Annotated in this window: 22 protein-coding genes; 13 read left to right on the forward strand and 9 right to left on the reverse strand. The window is 53.4% G+C overall.

Annotated elements, in window-relative coordinates; all coding sequences use genetic code 11:
• The first annotated feature begins 8 nt into the window (after positions 1–8).
• Positions 9–2,153, forward strand: a complete 2,145-nt coding sequence (locus tag AAZT04_RS17295) for a lysine decarboxylase LdcC (RefSeq protein ID WP_129983699.1) — start codon at positions 9–11, stop codon at positions 2,151–2,153.
• On the opposite strand, the gene AAZT04_RS17300 is transcribed toward AAZT04_RS17295, so the two are convergent.
• Positions 2,150–2,695, reverse strand: a complete 546-nt coding sequence (locus AAZT04_RS17300; RefSeq protein ID WP_081667737.1) for a MarR family winged helix-turn-helix transcriptional regulator — start codon at positions 2,693–2,695, stop codon at positions 2,150–2,152. The genes AAZT04_RS17295 and AAZT04_RS17300 overlap by 4 nt on opposite strands.
• Before the next feature lie 149 nt (positions 2,696–2,844).
• Here AAZT04_RS17300 and AAZT04_RS17305 point away from each other — a divergent pair, with 149 nt between their 5' ends.
• The 8 genes from AAZT04_RS17305 to AAZT04_RS17340 all read left to right on the forward strand — a co-directional run bounded on the left by AAZT04_RS17305 (position 2,845) and on the right by AAZT04_RS17340 (position 12,396).
• Positions 2,845–3,078 carry a glutaredoxin family protein gene (locus tag AAZT04_RS17305; RefSeq protein ID WP_020828348.1) on the forward strand — a complete coding sequence of 78 codons (234 nt, stop codon included), beginning with the start codon at positions 2,845–2,847 and terminating at the stop codon, positions 3,076–3,078.
• Between the two features lie 123 nt (positions 3,079–3,201).
• Positions 3,202–3,591, forward strand: coding sequence for a VOC family protein (locus AAZT04_RS17310; protein ID WP_262034183.1), 390 nt, complete (start codon positions 3,202–3,204; stop codon positions 3,589–3,591).
• 89 nt (positions 3,592–3,680) lie between these two features.
• Positions 3,681–5,237: a lysine decarboxylation/transport transcriptional activator CadC gene (gene cadC / locus AAZT04_RS17315; RefSeq protein WP_129983705.1), complete on the forward strand. Its 1,557-nt coding sequence runs from the start codon at positions 3,681–3,683 to the stop codon at positions 5,235–5,237.
• A 365-nt stretch (positions 5,238–5,602) separates the two neighbouring features.
• A complete protein-coding gene (cadB, locus tag AAZT04_RS17320; RefSeq protein ID WP_048759155.1) occupies positions 5,603–6,952 on the forward strand; it encodes a cadaverine/lysine antiporter in 1,350 nt (449 codons plus the stop codon).
• An 88-nt stretch (positions 6,953–7,040) separates the two neighbouring features.
• Positions 7,041–9,182, forward strand: coding sequence for a lysine decarboxylase CadA (locus tag AAZT04_RS17325; RefSeq protein WP_261104156.1), 2,142 nt, complete (start codon positions 7,041–7,043; stop codon positions 9,180–9,182).
• A 63-nt stretch (positions 9,183–9,245) separates the two neighbouring features.
• Positions 9,246–10,694, forward strand: coding sequence for a dipeptide permease DtpD (gene dtpD, locus AAZT04_RS17330; protein WP_048759154.1), 1,449 nt, complete (start codon positions 9,246–9,248; stop codon positions 10,692–10,694).
• A 56-nt stretch (positions 10,695–10,750) separates the two neighbouring features.
• On the forward strand, positions 10,751–12,061 hold the full coding sequence (gene tilS, locus AAZT04_RS17335; protein ID WP_129983708.1) for a tRNA lysidine(34) synthetase TilS: 1,311 nt from the start codon (positions 10,751–10,753) through the stop codon (positions 12,059–12,061).
• Positions 12,062–12,078: 17 nt separating this feature from the next.
• Positions 12,079–12,396, forward strand: a complete 318-nt coding sequence (locus AAZT04_RS17340; RefSeq protein WP_162838000.1) for a c-type cytochrome — start codon at positions 12,079–12,081, stop codon at positions 12,394–12,396.
• A gap of 68 nt (positions 12,397–12,464) precedes the next feature.
• Here the strand turns inward: AAZT04_RS17340 and rof are convergent, their stop codons facing one another.
• Positions 12,465–12,722, reverse strand: coding sequence for a Rho-binding antiterminator (rof, locus tag AAZT04_RS17345; protein WP_230090436.1), 258 nt, complete (start codon positions 12,720–12,722; stop codon positions 12,465–12,467).
• The gene (locus tag AAZT04_RS17350; RefSeq protein ID WP_041415645.1) at positions 12,715–12,915 is read right to left on the reverse strand and encodes a YaeP family protein; all 201 of its coding nucleotides are present in this window, start codon (positions 12,913–12,915) and stop codon (positions 12,715–12,717) included. Before AAZT04_RS17350 ends, rof begins: the two co-directional genes overlap by 8 nt.
• Before the next feature lie 204 nt (positions 12,916–13,119).
• On the opposite strand from AAZT04_RS17350, the gene AAZT04_RS17355 reads away from it, so the two are divergent.
• From AAZT04_RS17355 to nlpE, 3 genes are read left to right on the forward strand one after another with little or no spacing between them, the layout of a single operon-like run.
• Complete coding sequence (locus AAZT04_RS17355; RefSeq protein ID WP_048759150.1) at positions 13,120–13,668, forward strand: YaeQ family protein; 549 nt, start codon at positions 13,120–13,122, stop codon at positions 13,666–13,668.
• Positions 13,669–13,671: 3 nt separating this feature from the next.
• The gene (gene arfB, locus AAZT04_RS17360) at positions 13,672–14,085 is read left to right on the forward strand and encodes an alternative ribosome rescue aminoacyl-tRNA hydrolase ArfB (protein WP_048759149.1); all 414 of its coding nucleotides are present in this window, start codon (positions 13,672–13,674) and stop codon (positions 14,083–14,085) included.
• Between the two features lie 29 nt (positions 14,086–14,114).
• Positions 14,115–14,798 carry an envelope stress response activation lipoprotein NlpE gene (gene nlpE, locus AAZT04_RS17365; RefSeq protein ID WP_041414885.1) on the forward strand — a complete coding sequence of 228 codons (684 nt, stop codon included), beginning with the start codon at positions 14,115–14,117 and terminating at the stop codon, positions 14,796–14,798.
• A 51-nt stretch (positions 14,799–14,849) separates the two neighbouring features.
• On the opposite strand, the gene proS is transcribed toward nlpE, so the two are convergent.
• The 6 genes from proS to metN all read right to left on the reverse strand — a co-directional run bounded on the left by proS (position 14,850) and on the right by metN (position 20,623).
• Positions 14,850–16,571, reverse strand: a complete 1,722-nt coding sequence (gene proS, locus AAZT04_RS17370) for a proline--tRNA ligase (RefSeq protein WP_048759146.1) — start codon at positions 16,569–16,571, stop codon at positions 14,850–14,852.
• Positions 16,572–16,694: 123 nt separating this feature from the next.
• Entirely contained in the window at positions 16,695–17,402 is a 708-nt protein-coding gene (gene tsaA / locus AAZT04_RS17375) for a tRNA (N6-threonylcarbamoyladenosine(37)-N6)-methyltransferase TrmO (RefSeq protein WP_020828334.1), read from the reverse strand.
• Positions 17,399–17,803 carry an Rcs stress response system protein RcsF gene (gene rcsF / locus AAZT04_RS17380; RefSeq protein WP_020828333.1) on the reverse strand — a complete coding sequence of 135 codons (405 nt, stop codon included), beginning with the start codon at positions 17,801–17,803 and terminating at the stop codon, positions 17,399–17,401. The genes tsaA and rcsF overlap by 4 nt, the downstream gene beginning before the upstream one ends.
• A gap of 266 nt (positions 17,804–18,069) precedes the next feature.
• Complete coding sequence (locus AAZT04_RS17385) at positions 18,070–18,885, reverse strand: MetQ/NlpA family lipoprotein (RefSeq protein WP_020828332.1); 816 nt, start codon at positions 18,883–18,885, stop codon at positions 18,070–18,072.
• Positions 18,886–18,945: 60 nt separating this feature from the next.
• On the reverse strand, positions 18,946–19,599 hold the full coding sequence (locus AAZT04_RS17390; RefSeq protein WP_020828331.1) for a methionine ABC transporter permease MetI: 654 nt from the start codon (positions 19,597–19,599) through the stop codon (positions 18,946–18,948).
• On the reverse strand, positions 19,592–20,623 hold the full coding sequence (gene metN, locus AAZT04_RS17395) for a methionine ABC transporter ATP-binding protein MetN (RefSeq protein ID WP_020828330.1): 1,032 nt from the start codon (positions 20,621–20,623) through the stop codon (positions 19,592–19,594). Before metN ends, AAZT04_RS17390 begins: the two co-directional genes overlap by 8 nt.
• Positions 20,624–20,810: 187 nt before the next feature.
• Between metN and gmhB the strand changes: the two genes are divergently transcribed.
• Positions 20,811–21,374, forward strand: coding sequence for a D-glycero-beta-D-manno-heptose 1,7-bisphosphate 7-phosphatase (gene gmhB, locus AAZT04_RS17400; protein ID WP_020828329.1), 564 nt, complete (start codon positions 20,811–20,813; stop codon positions 21,372–21,374).
• Positions 21,375–21,570 lie beyond the last annotated feature (196 nt).

Raw genomic sequence — 21,570 nt, forward strand, 5'->3', positions numbered from 1 at the left:
AGCAGCCGATGAATATCATCGCGATCATGAGCCCAGCGGGCGTTTATTACAAAGACGAGCCGATCCGCGAGCTTCACACCGCACTGGCTGCGATGAACTTCCAACTGGTGTATCCCAAAAACAGCGGCGATTTGTTGAAGCTGATCGAAGCTAACGCACGCATTTGCGGCGTGATTTTCGACTGGGATGACTACAGCCTGGAATTGTGCAGCGAGATCAACGAGCTCAACGAGTATCTGCCGCTGTATGCGTTTATCAACACGCATTCCACCTTTGACGTTAGCCTGCATGAAATGCGTATGGTGCTGTATTTCTTCGAGTACGGCCTGAATGCGGCAGATGATATTGCGCAGCGCATCCAGCAATATACCGCTGAATACATCGATACTATTACACCGCCGCTGACCAAGGCACTGTTCAATTACGTGCATGAAGGGAAATACACCTTCTGTACTCCCGGCCATATGGCCGGTACCGCCTTTCAGAAGAGCCCGGTCGGTTGCCTGTTTTACGATTTTTTCGGTGCCAATACCCTGAAAGCCGACGTGTCGATTTCGGTCACCGAGCTGGGCTCGCTGCTGGATCACACTGGCCCTCACCTGGAGGCCGAAGAGTATATTGCGCGTACCTTTAACGCCGAGCAAAGTTATCTGGTGACCAACGGCACCTCTACCGCCAATAAAATTGTTGGCATGTATTCGGCACCGACCGGCAGCACGGTATTGATCGACCGCAACTGCCATAAGTCCCTGTGCCATCTGCTGATGATGAGCGATATCGTGCCGATTTATTTGCGCCCGCTGCGCAATGCCTACGGGATTCTTGGCGGGATCCCACAGCGTGAATTCACCCATGACAGCATTGCCGCTCGGGTGGCTGACACGGCCAACGCCAGTTGGCCAGTCTATGCGGTGATCACTAACTCGACCTACGATGGCCTGCTGTACAACACCGATTACATCAAGCAGACGCTGGACGTCCCATCAATTCATTTTGATTCCGCCTGGGTGCCCTATACCAATTTCCATCCGATTTATGATGGCAAGAGCGGCATGAGCGGTGAACGTATACCCGGTAAAGTGATCTACGAAACTCAGTCGACTCATAAACTGCTGGCGGCGTTTTCACAGGCCTCGATGATCCACATTAAGGGTGACTATGACGAAAGTACCTTTAACGAGGCCTATATGATGCACACCACCACTTCGCCGAATTACGGCATCGTGGCGTCGATGGAGACCGCGGCGGCGATGCTGCGTGGCAATCCGGGGCGCAGGTTGATTAACCGCTCGGTGGAGCGTGCGCTGCATTTCCGTCGTGAGGTGCAGCGTTTGCGGGAAGAAAGCGATAGCTGGTTCTTTGATATCTGGCAGCCGGAAGAGATTGACGAGGCGCAGTGCTGGCCGCTAAACCCGGATGACAACTGGCACGGCTTTGGTAATACCGACCGCGATCACATGTATCTCGATCCTATCAAGGTCACCATCCTGACGCCGGGGATGAATGAGCTTGGCGCACTGGAAGAGAGCGGCATACCGGCAGCGCTGGTAGCGAAATACCTGGATGAACGCGGTATCGTGGTGGAGAAAACCGGCCCTTATAATCTGCTGTTCCTGTTCAGTATCGGCATTGATAAAACCAAGGCGATGAGCCTGCTGCGTGGCCTGACCGACTTTAAACGCGCTTACGATCTTAACCTGAGAGTGAAGAACATGCTGCCGGACCTGTTTGCCGAGGATCCGGATTTCTACCGTAATATGCGTATTCAGGATCTGGCCGCCGGGATCCACAGCTTGATCTGTCGGCACGATCTGCCGGGTTTGATGCAGCGGGCTTTTGATGTGTTGCCAGAAATGAAGCTGACGCCACACCAAATGTTCCAGCAGCAGGTGCGTGGCAACGTGGAAACCTGCGAGTTGGATCAACTGGTCGGCAAAGTCGCGGCGAACATGATCCTGCCTTATCCGCCAGGGGTTCCGCTGGTGATGCCGGGGGAGATGATCACCGAAGAGAGCCGAGCAGTGCTCGATTTCTTGCTGATGTTGTGTTCTATCGGCGAGCGCTATCCGGGGTTTGAAACCGATATCCACGGCGCGAAGCTGACCGAAGACGGGCGTTATCTGGTGAAAGTACTCAAAGCACCGCAGCCTTAAGCAAACTCACGGCAGATCAGGTTCACGCTGCTGGTCGGCAGCGGTTCCTGCGTCAGGCCGCAAAATGGCTGCCCGTCATGCCGCTGGTGATAGCGGCATTGATGACATTCGCCGAACAGGGCCACATTATCATCCTGTTTTTGCAACTGACGCAGCAACTGCGTCAGTAATTCCAGCAACTGTCCGCCGTCCTGCTGCATGGCATCCTGCGCTTGCTGTAAATAGGCCGGCGGGAATAGGGCATCCATCAACAAGCGCGATTTGTCGGTCAGCTTTAACCTGACGCTGCGACGGTCCTTCTCGTCTGCCGTACGGGCGATCATCCCGTTACTTTCCAACTTTTTCAGCGATTGCGACACCGTACCCTTGGTCAGGCCGAGATATTCCGCCACCGCCATCGGCGTATTGGAGTAATGGTTGCAGCGTGCCAGGTAATACAAGGCGCTCAGCTGCACCGGCGGCAGGCTTTCCAGCTCTTCATGACTCCGCAGCCAGCTGCGTTGCAGGCTATTCAGTCGTTCCAGTAAATCAAACAGTGTCAACATGGGATCCTCGCTAGTGTGGCAAAATAGTATCGATTAAAAACTATATTGACAAGGCATGGTGGAGGATTTATTGTGCTGTTGGTTTCGAATCGAAACTAAATGGGTACACAGTTCACCCACAACAGTCAGAACCAAGGAGAATTATCATGACTAAGGCCGTTTTCTATCATGCCGGTTGCCCGGTTTGCGTGAGCGCAGAGCAGCAGTTGTTGGGCCTGCTGAGCCAGGATGTGCAGGTGGACGTGGTTCATCTGGGCGAAACGCCGGCGCGTATCGCCGATGCGGAAAAAGCCGGGGTGCAGAGCGTCCCTGCGTTGGTGGTGGATGGGCAGGTGCTGCACATCAACTACGGTGCGGCATTGGCGGATCTTAAAGCCTGATCGACCTATTGCATTGCCGATAGCTCAATAATAGCCCCGTCTTATCCAGCGGGGCTTTTTGCCGTTGACGATACCGCCGCTGCCGGATACCTTGCCTCATCAGACAGACAATGAGGCATCACAATGTTGGCATTACGTCAGGTACACCACATCGCAGTTATAGGCTCAGATTATGCAGCCAGTAAGCATTTTTACTGCGATATTCTGGGGTTCACCCTATTAGGCGAGTTTTACCGTGCGGACCGCGATTCATGGAAAGCGGATTTGGCGCTCAACGGTCAATACACCATCGAACTGTTTTCCTTCCCGTCACCGCCGGCCCGCGTCAGTCGTCCGGAAGCCTGCGGCTTGCGTCATTTAGCTTTCAGCATCGACGACATCGAGCAGGCCATCCAGCATTTGCAGAATGCCGGGGTGGTTTGCGAACCGGTGCGTATCGATCCTTACACCCAGTCACGTTTCACTTTTTTCAGCGATCCGGATGGGTTACCTCTAGAATTATATGAGCTATGAATGCTTAATCGGGACCAGGCGGCGCAGGCGGCACCCGCATATGCTATCATCCCGCGCTTGCCGCACGCCCCTTTTGAGTTATGTTCACTATGCAAGAGCCTGTTTTTCGCGTTGGAGAATGGTTAGTTACTCCCGCAGACAACAAAATAAGCCGTGACGGGCGCCAACAGACGTTGGAGCCTCGCCTGATCGATATGCTGCAATATTTCGCCCGGCATCCGGATGTGGTGCTGAGCCGAGATGAGCTGATCGATAATGTATGGAAACGCAACATCGTCACCAATCATGTGGTGACCCAGAGTATTTCCGAGCTGCGCAAATACCTGAAAGACGGCGACACCAATAGCCCGGAATACATTATCACCGTACCCAAACGCGGCTATAAGCTGGCTGCACCGATCATGTGGTGTGAAGGGGACGATGTGGCAACGCCTGCGGTGCCGCAGGTTGCGGTGATCATGCATGAGCCGGAAGATGGCAGCGACGGCAGCGAAGAAGACGAGGTAGCCTATGAGCCGCCCAAACCAACCAAGACAAAAACGCCGTCGGTCACCTCAACCACCCCTTTTTATCGCCAATCAACATTCTGGGTATGGCTGGCATTTCTTGCTGCGTTGAGCGCCTGTGTGGTGTTTGTTGCCATCGCGACCTTGTCGCAGCGCATACCGGAATCCACCATGCCGGTGCTGATGAATCCACGTGATATCGACATCCGTATTCAGGGCGGTAACAGTTGCAGCAACTGGACGCCGCAGCTCTCTTATGTTGTTGGCCTGAGTGAAGTGGTGACGGACTCGCTGAATACTTACTCGACCTTCCTGGTGCATGATCAGACCAATTACAACTACACCGGACCCAGCAGTTCGGGTAAGTCTCTGACCATTGAGTTCGTCAATCAGCGCCATTATCGCGCTCAGCAGTGTTTCCTGTCGGTGCGTCTGGTGAACAACGCGGACAGTTCCATCATGTTGGATAAGCGTTACTTTGTGACCGATGACAACCAGCTAAAAATTCAGGAAGATTTCCTCAGCAGTCTGTCTACTGCTCTTAAGCAGCCCTGGCCGCCGCAGTTGCAGCAGCGCCTGACCCAGCTTTTACCGAATTCCGGCCCGGCATTGCAACAGTATTATCAGGCGCACCAGCTCTTGATTCAGGGGGATAACGACTCACTGACCCATGCGAGTAATATGCTGGCGGATATGATAAAAATTACGCCGAATTTTATTTATCTCTCTGCAGAAAAAGCGCTGGCCGATTTATTGCGTAACTCTTATCAACCCTTTGACGGCGTACAATTGGCGCAATTGCAGGCTGAAATCGCTCGTTTGAATACGCTGCCGACGTTAAAAGACAGCCCGATTATTCAGCAAATTCATACGATACAAGCGCTGGGGCAGGGGAATACCGATGAGGCCCACCAGGCAATTGACAAGGGCATTGAGTTACAGATGTCCTGGATGAATTATGTATTGCTGGGTAAGGTTTATGAAATGCAGGGCTATAACCATCTGGCAGCTGATTCCTACATCACCGCCTTTAATCTTCGTCCTGGAGAAAATACGCTGCATTGGATCAGTAATGCCGTATTTCACACCTCAATTAACGCCGTCGTTCCCTATCTCAATAACTATACTCAAGGCGAATAACCTTCGATAACACCGCTGACTCAATATCTTGAGTGGCGGTGTTATTTATTGTGCCGATTTTGTTAAATTAAATAAATGTATCGGTTGGTGATTTATTCTCTGTTGTTCACGTTTGTAGGTGAAAAATAACACGATTACCCTGCTGTTTTTTAATGATATTTATCTTTTCTTGATGCCGTGTTTAGCTCTTTATTTGTTAATGGAAAACCTCAAGTTATCATTTGTATGATCATGACCGTAATATCACTTTATCTTTAGGACTTTACTGACGCCATTCTTTAGCATCCTGACCATCAAGTCCGGTCATTAGCAAAACTGCATAACGACCTGGACTTATAAGAAATCAAAATCAGGAGAAACTGACCATGGCTTCATCCAAGAAAATCGGGCTTATTGCCTGCACCGGTGTTGTTGCCGGTAATATGATGGGGAGCGGTATTGCCTTATTACCCGCGAACCTGGCAAGTCTCGGATCTATCGCTATTTGGGGATGGGTAATATCCATTATTGGTGCGATGTCGCTGGCCTATGTATATGCTCGCCTGGCCACCAAAAATCCTCAACAGGGCGGTCCTATTGCCTACGCGGGTGAAATTTCCCCGGCGTTTGGTTTCCAAACTGGTGTGCTTTATTACCATGCGAACTGGATCGGTAATTTGGCCATCGGCATTACCGCGGTTTCTTATCTTTCTACCTTCTTCCCTGCACTGAATAATCCGGTACCGGCGGGTATTGCCTGTATTGCTATTGTTTGGGTGTTTACCTTTATTAACCTGCTGGGCGGTTCATGGGTCAGTCGTTTGACGACTATGGGCCTGGTATTGGTGCTGATCCCGGTGATTGTGACTGCGACTGCAGGTTGGCATTGGTTCGACGCTGCAACCTATCAGGCTAACTGGAATACTTCCGGTACCACTGATTTCCATGCCGTAATCAAAAGTATCCTGCTGTGCCTGTGGGCGTTTATCGGCGTGGAATCTGCCGCAGTAAGCACCGGCATGGTGAAAAACCCGAAACGTACCGTACCGCTGGCAACCATGCTGGGGACTGCGCTGGCTGGGATCATCTACGTTGCAGCAACTCAGGTCATCAGCGGTATGTATCCTGCGTCTGAGATGGCTGCTTCCGGTGCACCGTTCGCTATCAGCGCCTCTACCATCATGGGTGGCTGGGCTGCGCCAATGGTTTCTGCCTTCACCGCCTTTGCCTGCCTCACTTCACTTGGTTCCTGGATGATGCTGGTTGGTCAAGCTGGGGTACGTGCCGCCAACGACGGTAACTTCCCGAAAGTTTATGGTGAAGTCGATAAAAACGGCGTGCCGAAAAAAGGCCTGCTGCTGGCAAGCTGCAAAATGACTGCGCTGATGGTGCTGATTACGGCCATGAGCTCCGGCGGCGGTAAAGCTTCCGACCTGTTCGGCATGTTGACCGGTATCGCGGTACTGCTGACCATGCTGCCTTACTTCTACTCCTGCGTAGATCTGATCCGCTTCGAAGGTGTCAATATCCGTAACCTGCTGAGCCTGATTGCCTCGGTGCTGGGTTGTGGCTTCTGCTTCATCGCACTGATGGGTGCCGACTCGTTCGAACTGTCCGGAACCTTCATCATCAGCCTGATCATCCTGATGTTCTACGCCCGCAAAATGAATACCCGTCAGACCGCCAAAGCCAAAGCCGTAGCCATCGACAGCAACACGACGGCCAAAGCGCACTAAGCACGTACTGACCCACTTCTTAATTTAGCCCCTTGCAGTAATTGTCACTCGTGATGGCAAGGGGCTCGCTTTACCTGGAGAAATGATTATGAACGTTATAGCTATCATGAACCACATGGGTGTCTACTTTAAAGAAGAGCCTATCCGCGAACTGCACAAAGCATTGGAAACCCTGGACTTCCGCGTTGTCTATCCTAACGATCGCGAAGACCTGTTAAAGCTGATCGAGAATAATGCACGCTTGTGCGGGGTGATTTTCGACTGGGATAAATACAACCTCGAGCTGTGTGAAGAAATCAGCCAGTTGAATGAATATATGCCGCTGTATGCATTTGCCAATACGCATTCAACCCTGGATGTCAGCCTGAACGATCTGCGCATGCAGGTGCGTTTCTTTGAATATGCGCTGGGTGCGGCTACCGATATCGCTGCCAAGATCAAACAAAACACCGATGAGTACATCGATACCATCCTGCCACCGCTGACCAAAGCGCTGTTCAAATATGTGCGTGAAGGCAAATACACCTTCTGTACTCCAGGCCACATGGGGGGCACCGCCTTCCAGAAAAGCCCGGTCGGTAGCCTGTTCTACGATTTCTTTGGCGCCAACGCCATGAAGTCTGACATTTCTATTTCGGTTTCCGAGCTGGGTTCACTGCTGGACCACACCGGTCCGCACAAAGAAGCTGAAGAGTATATTGCCCGCGTATTCAACGCTGAACGCAGCTATATGGTGACTAACGGCACTTCTACCGCCAACAAAATTGTCGGCATGTACTCCGCACCGGCCGGCAGCACCGTATTGATTGACCGTAACTGCCACAAATCGCTGACCCATCTGATGATGATGAGCGACATTACGCCAATCTACTTCCGCCCAACCCGTAATGCTTACGGCATTCTCGGTGGTATCCCGCAGAGTGAGTTTGCCCGTGACACCATCGCCAAACGTGTTAAAGAAACACCAAACGCGACCTGGCCAGTGCATGCGGTAATCACCAACTCTACCTATGACGGTCTGCTGTACAACACCGATCATATTAAGAACGCGCTGGATGTGAAATCTATTCACTTTGACTCCGCCTGGGTGCCTTACACCAATTTCCACCCGATCTACAAAGGCAAATGCGGCATGAGCGGCGGCCGTGTGGAAGGGAAGGTGATTTATGAAACCCAATCCACCCATAAACTGCTGGCGGCGTTCTCGCAGGCTTCGATGATCCACGTTAAAGGCGATATCAACGAAGAAACCTTCAACGAAGCCTATATGATGCAAACCACCACTTCACCGCACTACGGTATCGTGGCGTCTACCGAAACTGCCGCGGCGATGATGAAAGGCAATGCCGGTAAGCGTTTGATTAACGACTCTATTGAACGTGCTATCAAGTTCCGTAAAGAAATCAAACAGCTGAACGTTGAGTCCGAAGGTTGGTTCTTTGACGTCTGGCAGCCAGAACATATCGATCAGGCTGAATGCTGGCCGCTGAAGTCTGACAACGCCTGGCACGGCTTCAAAAATATCGACGATGAACATATGTATCTCGACCCGATCAAAGTCACTCTCCTGACCCCAGGGATGAGTAAAGAGGGTGAAATGCAGGAGTTTGGTATCCCGGCCAGCCTGGTTGCTAAATACCTGGACGAGCACGGTATCATCGTTGAGAAAACCGGCCCATATAACCTGCTGTTCCTGTTCAGCATCGGTATCGACAAAACCAAAGCCCTCAGCCTGCTGCGCGGCCTGACTGATTTCAAACGTTCGTTCGACCTGAACCTGCGGGTGAAAAACATGCTGCCGTCACTGTACAAAGAGGCGCCTGAGTTTTATGAAAACATGCGCATTCAGGATCTGGCGCAGAACATTCACAACCTGGTGGTTGAGCACAACCTGCCGGATCTGATGTACCGCGCATTTGAAGTGCTGCCAACCCTGGTCATGAACCCGTTCAATGCGTTCCAGAAAGAGCTGCACGGTGAAGTGGAAGAGGTTTATTTGGAAGACATGGTCGGCAAGGTGAATGCCAACATGATCCTGCCATATCCTCCAGGTGTTCCACTGGTGATGCCAGGTGAAATGCTCACCGAGGAAAGCCGTCCGGTACTGGAGTTCCTGCAAATGCTGTGCGAAATCGGCGCGCATTATCCGGGCTTCGAAACTGATATCCACGGCGCTTACCGTCAGGCGGATGGACGTTACACCGTGAAGGTGTTGAAAAACGATAAATAACTGAAATAACGGGGAGGCGTTTACGCCTCCCTTTTGTCGTTCACCGACTGATGGGAGAAAACCATGAAAACACCCTCACAGCCGCGCGCAATCTACTATGTCGTAGCCATACAAATTTGGGAATATTTCAGCTTTTACGGCATGCGTGCATTACTTATTCTCTATCTTACTCATCAACTTGGTTATTCCGATAGCCGCGCTATCAGCCTTTATAGCGCCTATGCCTCTCTGGTTTACGTCACGCCGATCCTGGGCGGCCTGCTTGCCGATCGCCTGCTGGGCAACCGCGTTGCGGTAATCGCCGGGGCGGTACTGATGACGCTGGGCCACATTGTCCTCGGTCTGAGCGCCGTCTCGACACATTCACTCTATCTGGCCCTGGCGATCATCATCTGCGGCTACGGCCTGTTCAAATCCAATATCAGCTGCCTGCTGGGCGAGTTATACCAACCGCAAGACTCGCGCCGTGAAGGGGGCTTTTCACTGCTGTATGCCGCCGGCAACGTGGGGTCGATTCTGGCACCCATCGCTTGTGGGCTGGCGGCAGAGCGCTATGGCTGGCACGTCGGTTTTGCGCTGGCGGGGATCGGCATGCTGGCAGGGCTGGCCATCTTCCTGTTTGGCAGCCGTCATTTCACCCACACACGCGGGGTGGATCGTGCGCAGATGTGCGCCAACACCCTGAAGGTACCGAACTGGGTGTGGCTAAGCGCCATGCTGTTGTTGGCCCCCTTGTTCTTTACCTCGCTGTTTATTTACGGTCTGGCGGGGCAATTACTGATGCTGGTGTGTGCTGCTGCGGTGGTAATGGTGGCGCGGATTATGATCCGGGCTACGAGAGAGCAACGCCGTGGACTGTGGCAGATCGTTATGCTGATGCTGCTGGGTACTTTGTTTTGGGCTTTCGCTCAGCAGGGCGGTAGCTCCATCAGCCTGTTTATCGATCACTATGTCGATCGCCAGTGGTTTTCCTGGACGGTGCCGACGGCTTTATTCCAGTCAGTTAATGCCTTTGCCGTGATGTTTGGCGGTGTGATGTTGGCCTGGCTTGTACGAGGCAACGGCAGCGGTAGCCGTACGCTGCGCATTTGGGGGAAATTCGCCTTTGGCTTGCTGCTGATAGGCGTTGGTTTCACCCTGATGGCGCTGAATGCCCGCTACGGTCAGGGATCGATGTTCCTGATGATCGCCGGGCTTTCCGTGATGGGGCTGGCCGAATTGTTCATCGACCCGGTCGCCATGGCGCAAATCACCCGGTTGAATATCCCAGGCGCTACCGGGGTACTGACGGGGATCTACATGCTGACCACCGGCTCGATAGCAAATTATCTGGCGGGCATTATCGCGGGGCAAACAGCGGAAGATCCGGCAACCGGAGCGACCGCACAGGCCTACGCGCACCTGTTCTCACAAATCGGCTGGTGGGCATTGGGTTGTACTGCCGCAGTGATTGCGGTGTTGGCCATGTGGTGGTTGCTGACCGGCCGCCACCTGCGTGCGGTTAATGCTTGATTGATGGTATTGCGGGGGGTAACGTGCAGCTATCTGGACGTTATTAAGCCTAATCAATGAATAGCAATCAATTATCTGGACAGCTTGCCCGTCAGCTGGGAGCGCGCCGGCACTTGCTGGTGGCATTCAGCGGCGGGCTGGATTCCAGCGTACTGCTGCACTTGCTGGTGCAGTTGCGTCAACAGCTGCCGGAGTTGCAGCTACGCGCGGTGCACGTGCACCACGGCCTGAGTTCTTTTGCCGATCGGTGGGTAGAACACTGTCGCCAACAATGTGCCGCCTGGCAACTGCCATTGGTGGTGCAATATGTGCAGGTCGACGGCCGTCAGAACGGCATTGAAGCCGCGGCCCGGGCGGCGCGCTATTCCGCTTTTGCTGCCACGCTGGCCGTGGATGAAACCTTGCTCACCGCGCAACACCTTGACGATCAATGTGAAACCTTTCTTTTGGCGTTAAAGCGCGGCAGCGGCCCGGCGGGCCTGTCGGCAATGGCTGCGCAAACCTCATTGGGAAATAACGGCTTGTTACGTCCATTGCTGGGCAGTTCCCGGCAGCAGTTGGAAGCCTATGCCCAGCAGCATCAGCTCAGTTGGATTGAAGATGACAGTAACCAGGACTCGCGCTTCGATCGCAACTTTCTGCGCCTGCAGGTATTGCCACTGTTGAATCAGCGCTGGCCGCATTTTGCTGCCGCGACGGCGCGTAGCGCCAGCCTGTGTGCCGAGCAAGAGCAACTGTTGGATGAGCTACTGGCAGAGCAGTTGCACTCGTTGCTCGATGAAGAAAATGCGCTGGCGATTGACGGTGTGTTGGGATGCTCGCCGGCCCGACGTTTTGCTTTGTTACGCCGTTGGATCGCAGCACGTGGCGCAAGCATGCCCTCACGCGAACAGTTGCAGCATCTGTGGGACGAAGTGGCGCTCAGCCGTGAAGATGCCGAACCTCAGCTACAGCTGGGGCAATATCAGATCCGCCGTTTCCGTCGGCGCTTATACCTGTTGCCATTGATGGCCGATCTGCGTCAAACCTGCCTGGAGTGGTCGTTGACAGAGCCGCTGATGTTGCCGGATGGCCTGGGTGAGCTGGTGAGTGGGGAGGGCGATATTGTCCTGCGCGCTCCGCAGCCACTGCAAAAAGTGAGCGTTCGCTTTAGCGCTCAGGGCAAGCTCCGCATCCTGGGGCGCACGCATTCCCGGCCGATCAAAAAACTGTGGCAAGAGTTGGGTATTCCACCGTGGCAGCGTGAGCGTACTCCTTTGATCTATTATGATGACCAACTTATCGCTGCGCTGGGCGTTTTTGTCAGCGAGGCCGGACAACCCGCCGAGGGGCAGCAACCCCTGCGGCTGCAGTGGCGTAAAAAATAATAAGAGCGTAAGGAGCAATGATGAAATTTGTGAGCGCAATAGCGGTGTTGGTTGGTTTGTGCAGTTTGCCGGCTATGGCGGCGGGGGATGCGGCGGCAGGCAAAGACAAATCTGCCAGTTGCATGGCATGCCACGGTGCTGAAGGGAAGGTCTCGGTGCCAATGTATCCTAATCTGGCTGGGCAAAACGCCATGTACCTGGAGCATGCGCTGCAGGCTTATAAGAAAGGCGAACGTAACGGTGGCCAGGCAGAGGTGATGAAAGCCTATGTTTCAGCGCTGTCCGATGACGATATTGCCGATCTGGCTGCTTACTATGCCAGTCTTAAACCCTAACCAGCCTGAAGCTCTAAATGACGAGGGCAGCCGTTGGGCTGCCCTGTTGGGATGGCGTTACCGAAAAATCAGTCAGACAGGCTGACGACCACGGTACCGATTTCCGGATGACTGAAACTGAGGATGTGATCCAGACGCAAGCTGAGAGCATTGCCGGCCTGATCGATAATCAGGTACTCAACGCCCTTGGTAAATTTCAGCTCGGTGGCTTTGCCTTCGAGTTTATCTCCGTCGCGTAACTCCAGCTTCAGTATGTAGTTATGCTGACAGGCGAGTTCCAGGCTTTCATAGTCATCGCAATTGATGGATTGGTACTCATCATTCATCAACATAGTCGCTCACCAATAAGTTAGCGGCAGCAAAAGCCGCCTGTTCCCTAACGGAGGACGGTAGCGCGTTATCCGCAGCAACTTCGTCCAATGCCTTTAATACACATGCTAACGCATCAGGCACGTAGCCGCGATCACCACTGCCGATCTCGGCGTAAAAACGGCGTACTAACTCACAGTATTGTTGCACAGTTTCCTCCCTTAAGAACCTCTGCGTCATCGAAACCCTTTAGCGATGAGGCGCAGGCTCTCGGAGCTTGACTCTATCCTAGACGACTATAGCACAGCTATTCTGGAGTTATTAGCACCTGCGCGCGGCTTTCGCACTGCGCTTTGCCTGGCAGCGGTTGGGCCAAATCAAGTACACTGTCGCCTGATAATTATGAGGTCACCCATGGCGCTGAAAGCTACCATTTATAAAGCCACGGTCAATATCGCTGATATGGATCGTCATTTCTACCACGACGCCACGCTTACCCTGGCCCAACACCCTTCCGAAACCGAACAGCGCATGATGCTGCGCCTGCTGGCCTGGATTTGCCACGCCGACGAGCGTCTGGTATTCACCAAAGGCCTGAGTGCTGAAGATGAACCGGAAATCTGGCAGCGTAATGACCATAACGGGCTGGAAATGTGGATCGAAATGGGTCTGCCTGATGAGAAGCGCATCAAGAAAGCCTGTAATCAGTCTCCGCGAGTGGTGCTTTACGCCTACGGGGAGCGTGCCGGCCACGTATGGTGGCAATCGATGCAGAGCAAAGTGGCAAACCACAAAAACCTAAGCATCCGTTTCCTGGATGATGAACAATTAAGCAAGCTGGCGGCCTTGGCCAGCCGTAATATGACGCTGCAGGCCACGCTGCAAGAGGGAACTATCTGGCTTTCTGACGCTCAGAATAATCTGGAAATCCAGTTTGCCGAATGGCAACAGGCGCAGGTGTGATCGGTGCTGGAACTGTCGAGAAGCGTTGCCATACCGGATAACGAGCTGGAATTGACGGCGATCCGTGCGCAGGGTGCGGGTGGCCAGCACGTGAACAAAGCCTCAACGGCCATCCATTTGCGCTTTGACATCCGGGCATCCAGCCTGCCAGAGTATTATAAGGAAAGGCTGCTGGCCCTGAATAATCATTTAATTACCGCCGAGGGGGTGGTGATTATTAAAGCGCAGGAATATCGCAGCCAGGAATTAAACCGTGAGGCGGCGTTGGCCAGATTGGTGGCGCTGATTCAGCAGGCGATGGTGGTGGAAAAAGCGCGCAGAGCGACCAAGCCCACGAAAGGGGCGAAATTACGTCGGCTGGAAGGCAAAGTACGTAAAGGTGCAACGAAAGCGCTGCGCGGCAAAATCCGCACTTAAGGATACATGGACACAGTAGGAGAATAGCTGTGAAGAAAATAACAATAGCCCTGTTTTTAGCGGCAGGGGCACTCTCATTATTGGGATGTAATAATCAGTATCAGCCAAAGGAACAGCCTCTTCAGGCAATGCAGCAAAGTTATCAGGGCGTGTTGCCTTGTGCAGACTGCGGCGGCCTGGATACTTCGCTGTTCCTGGATGAAGACGGCACTTTCGTGCTGCAGGAAACCTATCGTGATACCAAAGACGGCGACCAGACTTTCGCCGACTACGGTAAGTGGGCACGAACCGCCGATAAGCTGGTGCTAACGGACAGCCGTGGCGACAAACGCTATTTCCGGCCCGCAGGCAAGAGCCTGGAAATGCTGGATCAAAGCGGTGCGATTATCGAGTCCAAATTGAATTATCGTCTGGATCCGGTAGAGAAAGCCTTGCCTAAAACGCCGATGGCGCTGAAAGGCAGCTACACCTACATGGCGGATGCGGCGGTGTTTAAAGACTGCGCCACGGGCAAGACGTTCCCGGTAGACAATACCATCGCGTTGGAACAAGGATATGCCAAAGCCTACAAAACGCCGGGTGAACCGGTCTTCCTGACGTTGAATGGCCACTTCAGTGTTCAGCCGTCAATGGAAGAAGGGCAGACTGAAAAGGCGCTGGTGCCGGACGGTAAACTCGTTTTCGACCGCAGCAAAAATTGCGACAGCAAATAACGACCATAAAAAAACCCGCCTAGGCGGGTTTTTGCTTTCTGTCTCTGCGGATCAGCGTTTGATCTGCCCCAGCAGGAAATCAACGATTTCGCCGGTTTTGATCATTTGCTTCTCGCCGACACGGCGGTTTTTGTACTCAATCTCTTCGCTGTCGAGGTTACGGTCGCCGATAACGATAGAGTGCGGCACGCCAATCAGTTCCATATCCGCGAACATCACGCCTGGACGTTCTTTACGGTCATCGAGGATCACGTCGATGCCATGGGAACGCAGGGTGTTGTACAGCTCTTCCGCCAGCGCCTGCACGCGGAAGGACTTGTGCATATTCATTGGCAGAATGGCAACCTGGAACGGGGCGATAGCATCTGGCCAGATGATGCCGCGATCGTCATGATTCTGTTCGATAGCCGCCGCTACCACGCGAGTGACCCCAATACCGTAGCAGCCCATGGTCAGGACCTGATTACGGCCGTCTTCGCCCTGAACCGTCGCCTTCATTGCTTCAGAGTACTTGGTGCCGAGTTGGAAGATATGGCCGACTTCGATACCGCGTTTGATCAGCAATGTCCCTTTACCGTCCGGGCTGGTATCGCCATCGACCACGTTACGGATATCAGCAACCTGCTGTGGCAGCGGCAAATCACGCTCCCAGTTGATACCGAAGTAGTGTTTACCGTCAATGTTGGCACCGGCGCCAAAATCGCTCATCGCCGCGACGCTGCGGTCAGCTACGACCGGAACCTGCAGATTGACCGGGCCGAGTGAACCCGGGCCTGCACCAACGATGGCGCGGATCTCTTCTTCGGTGGCGAAGGTCAGAGGAACGGCAACCTGTGGCAGCTTCTCGGCTTTCACTTCATTCAGTTCGTGATCGCCACGCACCAGCAGAGCAACCAGCTTGTGGCCGCTTTCTTCTTTAGCGCGAACCAGCAGCGTTTTGACCGTTTTCTCGATAGGCAGTTGGAATTGCTCTACCAGCTCGGCGATGGTCTTGGCATTCGGCGTATCTACAATGCGCAGTTCTTCGCTGGCTGCGGCACATGGCTGAGCCGGGGCAATCGCTTCTGCCAGTTCGATATTGGCAGCAAAGTCGGAACCGGTGGAAAACACGATATCGTCTTCACCGCTGTCGGCCAGTACCTGGAACTCGTGTGAGGCGCTACCGCCGATAGAGCCGGTATCGGCATCCACTGCACGGAAGTCCAGGCCCATGCGGCTGAAGATTTTGCTGTAGGCTTCGTACATCGCATCGTAAGTCGCCTGCAGGGATTCCTGCGAGGTGTGGAACGAGTACGCGTCCTTCATCAGGAATTCACGCGAACGCATCACACCGAAACGAGGGCGGACTTCATCGCGGAACTTGGTCTGAATCTGGAAGAAGTTCAGCGGAAGTTGCTTGTAAGAGCTGATCTCGTTGCGGATCAGATCGGTGATCACTTCTTCGTGCGTTGGACCCAGTACGAATGGGCGATCGCCGCGATCGACAAAGCGCAGCAGTTCAGGACCGTACTGCTCCCAACGGCCGCTTTCCTGCCACAGATCGGCAGGCTGTACTACCGGCATGCAAACTTCGATCGCGTTAGCATTGTTCATTTCTTCGCGAACGATGTTTTCAACCTTTTTCAGAACGCGCAGGCCGGTAGGCAACCAGGTATAAAGACCGGAGGCAAGCTTGCGAATCATCCCGGCGCGCAGCATCAGCTGGTGGCTGATCACTTCGGCATCGGCAGGTGTCTCCTTCAGAGTGGAGAGCAGATATTGGCTAGTACGCATGGTGTTTTGGTTCCGTTAGAACTGCAAATTGCAACCGGCTGCCAGTAGTAGGGCAGCCAAAATTTTCGAAAGTGATTTAGTTTACCAGTGCGAGCAGGTTGTCAAAAGAGAGACGGTGGAATTTTAACGCAGGTCGAGTGACAACACCTCGGTTTGCTGATCCACCACCCGCCAGCGCACGTTGAAATCCAGCAGCCAGACGGCATAATCCCGTTCCGCCTGTTGCCCCTTGCGGTAAGCCGGACGCGGATCCTGAGCCAGCACCTGAGTGATAAACCGACGAAGCTGCGGATAACGCTGCTGATGTTGCAGCAACTGCTGTTCCGCCTCGGCCGTAAAGCTCACCGGCATATCGCCGGCTGGTGCGGCTTGGGCAAATCCGGCGCGTGCCTGCGGCTGGCTTTCGGCAAACGGCAGGTAAGGTTTGATATCTACCACCGGCGTGCCGTCAACCAGATCCAGGCTACCTAATTCCAGTACTACCTCAGCGCCTTGAATGCGCACGCCTTTTAATTCGATCAGCGACATGCCGAGCGGGTTGGGGCGAAAGGTCGAGCGGGTTGCGAAGACGCCCATCCGGGCATTACCGCCCAGACGAGGAGGGCGAACGGTTGGCCGCCAGCCACCTTCCAGGGTTTGATGGAAAATGAACATTACCCAAAGATGGCTGAAGTCGCTAAGGCCGCGTATTGCTTCCGGCTGGTTATAAGGAGGCAGCAGCACCAGTTCGCCGCCACCGTCTTCGACTAACCCCGGCTGGCGGGGTACGGCGAATTTTTCTTTATACGGTGAACGAATAGTGCCGATCTGATTGAAAACAAACTCGGTCATTTGGACGAAACGTTAAGCGCAGAGCCCTGGCAAATGGCCTGTTGGTAACAGCCGGCAACGCCGCTGACAATCTGGCAGTCATGCAACAGCACGGCATTGGCCTTCATGTAGGACGCGCGAATTTGCATACGCTTACGGGCGGTGGCCAGATTGGGTGGGGAATCCTGTACTGTCGTCTGGCAAGATTCGCCGGAGACTTCACCCAGATCGCGGAATGGCTTACCTACTAATTCTTCTGCACTTTTGTACAGTTTAACCGGTGCCGGACGTGCTGCTGGCGTGGTTTTTGCTGGTGTGGTCGAGACCGGTTTGCTGGTGCTGCTTGTTGAAGGTGGCGCGAAACGCTGCGACGAACACCCTGCAAGCGCGAGCGCTAACAAACAGAGAGGTAAAGCACGCATTGAGATTCCTCTGCCTTGATGGAATATGTGAGTGGCGCTATTGAAGCAATCTATGGTGGAAATAACAAGACGGGCCGGAGCCCGTCTAGATTTCTGACAAACACCCGAAAAACGTGGTTTTCGGGTGTTTGGGGTAATGCAGAGAATATAATCCTTTGTTTTTATTAGGACTAAATGGTTGCATTAGTCGCAAAGGATTTTATTAACAGTGTCTGACGGGCCGGAGCCCGTCTTGCAATTATAGGAATAAATTCGGTAATTAATGATTACCAGCCTTTAACTGCACCACCGTTAAAGATTTTGTTGGCTGCTTCGTTCACTTCGTCAGACTGATAGGCCTGAACGAATTTCTTCACGTTTTCCGCGTCTTTATTGTCTTCGCGGGCAACCAGCAGGTTCACGTAAGGTGAATCTTTATCTTCAACAAACAGGCCGTCTTTTGCCGGTGTCAGGCCAATCTGGCTGGCGTAAGTGGTGTTGATCACCGCCAGCGCGATTTGCTGATCGTCCAGCGAGCGTGGCAGTTGCGGCGCTTCCAGCTCGACCAGCTTCAGGTTTTTCGGGTTTTCAGTCACGTCCAGAACGGTTGGCAGCAGGCCAACACCGTCTTTCAGTTTGATCAGGTTAACCTTCTGCAGCAGCAGCAGGGAGCGGCCCAGATTGGTTGGATCGTTTGGCAGCGCAACCTGAGAACCGTCTTTCAGTTCGTCCAGAGATTTGATCTTCTTGGAGTAACCGGCAATCGGGTAAACGAAGGTGTTGCCAACCGGTACCAACTTGTAGCCGCGATCTTTGATCTGCTGATCCAGATACGGTTTGTGCTGGAAGGCGTTCAAATCGATGTCGCCTTTACTCAGTGCTTCGTTCGGCAGCACGTAGTCGTTGAAGGTCACCAGTTCGACGTCCAGACCGTATTTTTCTTTCGCCACTTTTTGCGCGATTTCAGCAACCTGCTGCTCAGCACCGACAATGACGCCGATTTTGATATGGTTCGGATCTTTTTCTTCCTGACCGCAGCCTGCCAGAGCCAGAGTACCGATCAGTGCGCCGATTGCCGCGATGGATTTAAATTTTAACGACATATCCCTTCCTCATTAGACTCGCATTTGAAATACGCTGTGTGAGCGCAGTTGCTGTAAAAACTATTTATGGGTGACGGCTTTGACGATCCGATCACCGCAGAACTGAATCAGATAGACCAGCACCACCAGTAATACTAATACGGTATTCATTACTGTGGCGTTATAACCTATATAACCGTACTGATAACCGATCTGCCCCAGCCCGCCGGCACCTACCGCACCGCCCATGGCGGAATAACCCACCAACGTGATCAAGGTAATGGTGGCAGCGTTGACCAGGCCCGGTAGGGCTTCCGGCAAAAGCACCTTTTTGATGATTTGCATCGGGGTCGCGCCCATTGCGCGGGCAGCTTCCACCAGGCCAGAAGGGATCTCCAGCAGGGCGTTTTCTACCATACGGGCGATAAAGGGCGCTGCACCGACCGTCAGCGGCACGATAGCCGCCTGCAGGCCGATAGAGGTACCGACGATCATCCGCGTAAAGGGAATCATCCACACCAGCAGGATAATGAACGGAATGGAACGGAACACGTTCACTAACCCGGACAGCGTCCTGTATAGCGTATTGTTGGCGGCGATTTGCCCCGGGCGAGTCACATACAACAGCACGCCAACCGGCAAGCCAAGTACGAAACCGAAGAAGCCGGAGACAAAGGTCATCATGACGGTTTCCCACACGCCGCGCGCCATTAACCAAATCATTGCCTCAGACATAACCCAGAACCTCTACTTTTACCTGATTTTCCTGCAGGAACTTAATCGTTGCCAGCGCGTCTTCGTCGCTGCCGTGCAGCTCTGCCAGCATCACGCCGAATTTAACGCCGCCGGCGTAATCCATCTGGGCGCTGATGATATTGTTATTAACGTTGAAACGGCGTGCGGCTTCTGACAGCAGCGGCGCATCTACGGACTGGCCAGTGAATTCCAAACGCAACAGCGGCTGACGGCCACCGCTGCGTTCCGGAGCCAGGCGCTTGGCATAATCATCGGGGATATCCAGATGCAGCGTGGACTGAATAAACTGCTGGGCCAGCGGCGTTTTCGGATGAGAGAACACTTCGCTGACGCTGTCTTTTTCAATCAACTGCCCCTGGCTGATGACCGCAACCTGATCGCAGATGCGTTTCACCACGTCCATTTCATGGGTGATCAACAGGATGGTCAGGCCGAGACGACGATTAATGTCTTTCAGCAGTTCCAGAATGGAACGGGTAGTGGCCGGGTCCAATGCGCTGGTGGCTTCGTCACACAGCAGGACTTTCGGTTGGCTTGCCAGCGCACGGGCAATCGCCACGCGTTGCTTCTGGCCGCCGGACAGATTGGCCGGGTAGGCGTCGTGTTTGTCCGACAACCCGACCAGTTCCAGCAATTCGGTCACGCGCTTTTTGATTTCAGCCCGTGGGGTGTTGTCCAGCTCCAGCGGCAGCGCAACGTTGCCAAATACCGTGCGGGAAGAAAGCAGGTTGAAGTGTTGGAAGATCATGCCGATTTGGCGGCGTGCGCGTGTCAGTTCGCTTTCAGACAGCGAGGTCAGATCCTGTCCGTCAACCAACACCTGGCCGGAAGTCGGGCGCTCAAGCATGTTGGCGCAGCGGATCAGCGTACTTTTACCGGCGCCTGATGCACCGATAACGCCATAAATTTGCCCGGCAGGGACGTGAAGAGTCACGTCAGAGAGCGCGCTAATGGTGCGCGAACCCTGCTGGAACACTTTGGTGATGTTAGAAAGTTTAATCATATTCTTCTTATTTTAGCGTGGTTGCCCGTGGCTAGATAAAAGTAAACCTTGGCGTGGACCAAGGTATAAATCAGATGTTAAGGCGTCTAGACGTCTAAGTCAACGATCAACGCTGTTCTCTGCCGTTCTCAGTACCGGGTAAAACATGCGATACTGTCCGGGTTTTCAGGCCCTCAGGAGCAAACCGGTGACACAAAGCGTTCCAGCAATTTTCCTCGATCGTGACGGCACGATTAATGTCGACCATGGCTACGTCCATGAAATCGATAATTTCCACTTTATAGAAGGCGTGATCGACGCCTGTCGCGAACTTAAAAAGATGGGCTTTGCTTTAGTATTGGTGACCAACCAGTCTGGCATTGCGCGTGGCAAGTTCAGCGAAGACCAATTTATGTACCTGACGGAGTGGATGGATTGGTCGCTGGCCGATCGCGATGTTGACCTGGACGGTATCTATTTCTGTCCGCATCATCCTGAAGCTGTAATAGAAGAGTACCGCCAGACATGCGACTGCCGTAAACCTGAGCCGGGCATGCTGTTGCAAGCGCAGCAAGAATTGAACATTGATATGGCCGCTTCTTATATGGTGGGTGACAAACCGGAAGATATGCAGGCGGCAATAGCGGCAGGTGTCGGTACTAAAGTGCTGGTGCGCACCGGTAAGCCGGTCACTGAACAAGGTGAGAAACTGGCGGATTGGGTGCTAAATAGCCTGGCAGACCTGCCAGAAGCCATCAAAAAGCGGGTTTAATAGACGTTATGCATGAATAGTGAGCTGTCAGATAAAAAGTGAATATTAATCCTTGTCATTCTGAACCGGCTCCCTATAATGCGCCTCCATCGACACGGAACATGTGAACAACTTCACAGAGTATCCGGGGTTCGAAGAGAAAAAATCCTGAAATTTAGGGGTTGACTCTGAAAGAGGAAAGCGTATTATACGCCAC

It is taken from the genome of Serratia sp. Je.1.23.a, from assembly GCF_051129805.1.
GTDB lineage: Bacteria > Pseudomonadota > Gammaproteobacteria > Enterobacterales > Enterobacteriaceae > Serratia > Serratia liquefaciens.

Bases quoted from the DNA above. Each gene is read 5' to 3' on its own strand.
- rof (WP_230090436.1), bottom strand. From the start codon at position 12,722: ATGAATGATGAGTACCAATCCATCAATTGCGATGACTATGAAAGCCTG.
- AAZT04_RS17385 (WP_020828332.1), bottom strand. From the start codon at position 18,885: ATGTCGTTAAAATTTAAATCCATCGCGGCAATCGGCGCACTGATCGGT.
- proS (WP_048759146.1), bottom strand. From the start codon at position 16,571: ATGCGTACTAGCCAATATCTGCTCTCCACTCTGAAGGAGACACCTGCC.
- tilS (WP_129983708.1), top strand. From the start codon at position 10,751: ATGAATAGCAATCAATTATCTGGACAGCTTGCCCGTCAGCTGGGAGCG.
- AAZT04_RS17340 (WP_162838000.1), top strand. From the start codon at position 12,079: ATGATGAAATTTGTGAGCGCAATAGCGGTGTTGGTTGGTTTGTGCAGT.
- dtpD (WP_048759154.1), top strand. From the start codon at position 9,246: ATGAAAACACCCTCACAGCCGCGCGCAATCTACTATGTCGTAGCCATA.
- rcsF (WP_020828333.1), bottom strand. From the start codon at position 17,803: ATGCGTGCTTTACCTCTCTGTTTGTTAGCGCTCGCGCTTGCAGGGTGT.
- AAZT04_RS17325 (WP_261104156.1), top strand. From the start codon at position 7,041: ATGAACGTTATAGCTATCATGAACCACATGGGTGTCTACTTTAAAGAA.
- cadB (WP_048759155.1), top strand. From the start codon at position 5,603: ATGGCTTCATCCAAGAAAATCGGGCTTATTGCCTGCACCGGTGTTGTT.
- AAZT04_RS17355 (WP_048759150.1), top strand. From the start codon at position 13,120: ATGGCGCTGAAAGCTACCATTTATAAAGCCACGGTCAATATCGCTGAT.
- AAZT04_RS17295 (WP_129983699.1), top strand. From the start codon at position 9: ATGAATATCATCGCGATCATGAGCCCAGCGGGCGTTTATTACAAAGAC.
- AAZT04_RS17305 (WP_020828348.1), top strand. From the start codon at position 2,845: ATGACTAAGGCCGTTTTCTATCATGCCGGTTGCCCGGTTTGCGTGAGC.
- tsaA (WP_020828334.1), bottom strand. From the start codon at position 17,402: ATGACCGAGTTTGTTTTCAATCAGATCGGCACTATTCGTTCACCGTAT.
- metN (WP_020828330.1), bottom strand. From the start codon at position 20,623: ATGATTAAACTTTCTAACATCACCAAAGTGTTCCAGCAGGGTTCGCGC.
- AAZT04_RS17310 (WP_262034183.1), top strand. From the start codon at position 3,202: ATGTTGGCATTACGTCAGGTACACCACATCGCAGTTATAGGCTCAGAT.
- AAZT04_RS17390 (WP_020828331.1), bottom strand. From the start codon at position 19,599: ATGTCTGAGGCAATGATTTGGTTAATGGCGCGCGGCGTGTGGGAAACC.
- cadC (WP_129983705.1), top strand. From the start codon at position 3,681: ATGCAAGAGCCTGTTTTTCGCGTTGGAGAATGGTTAGTTACTCCCGCA.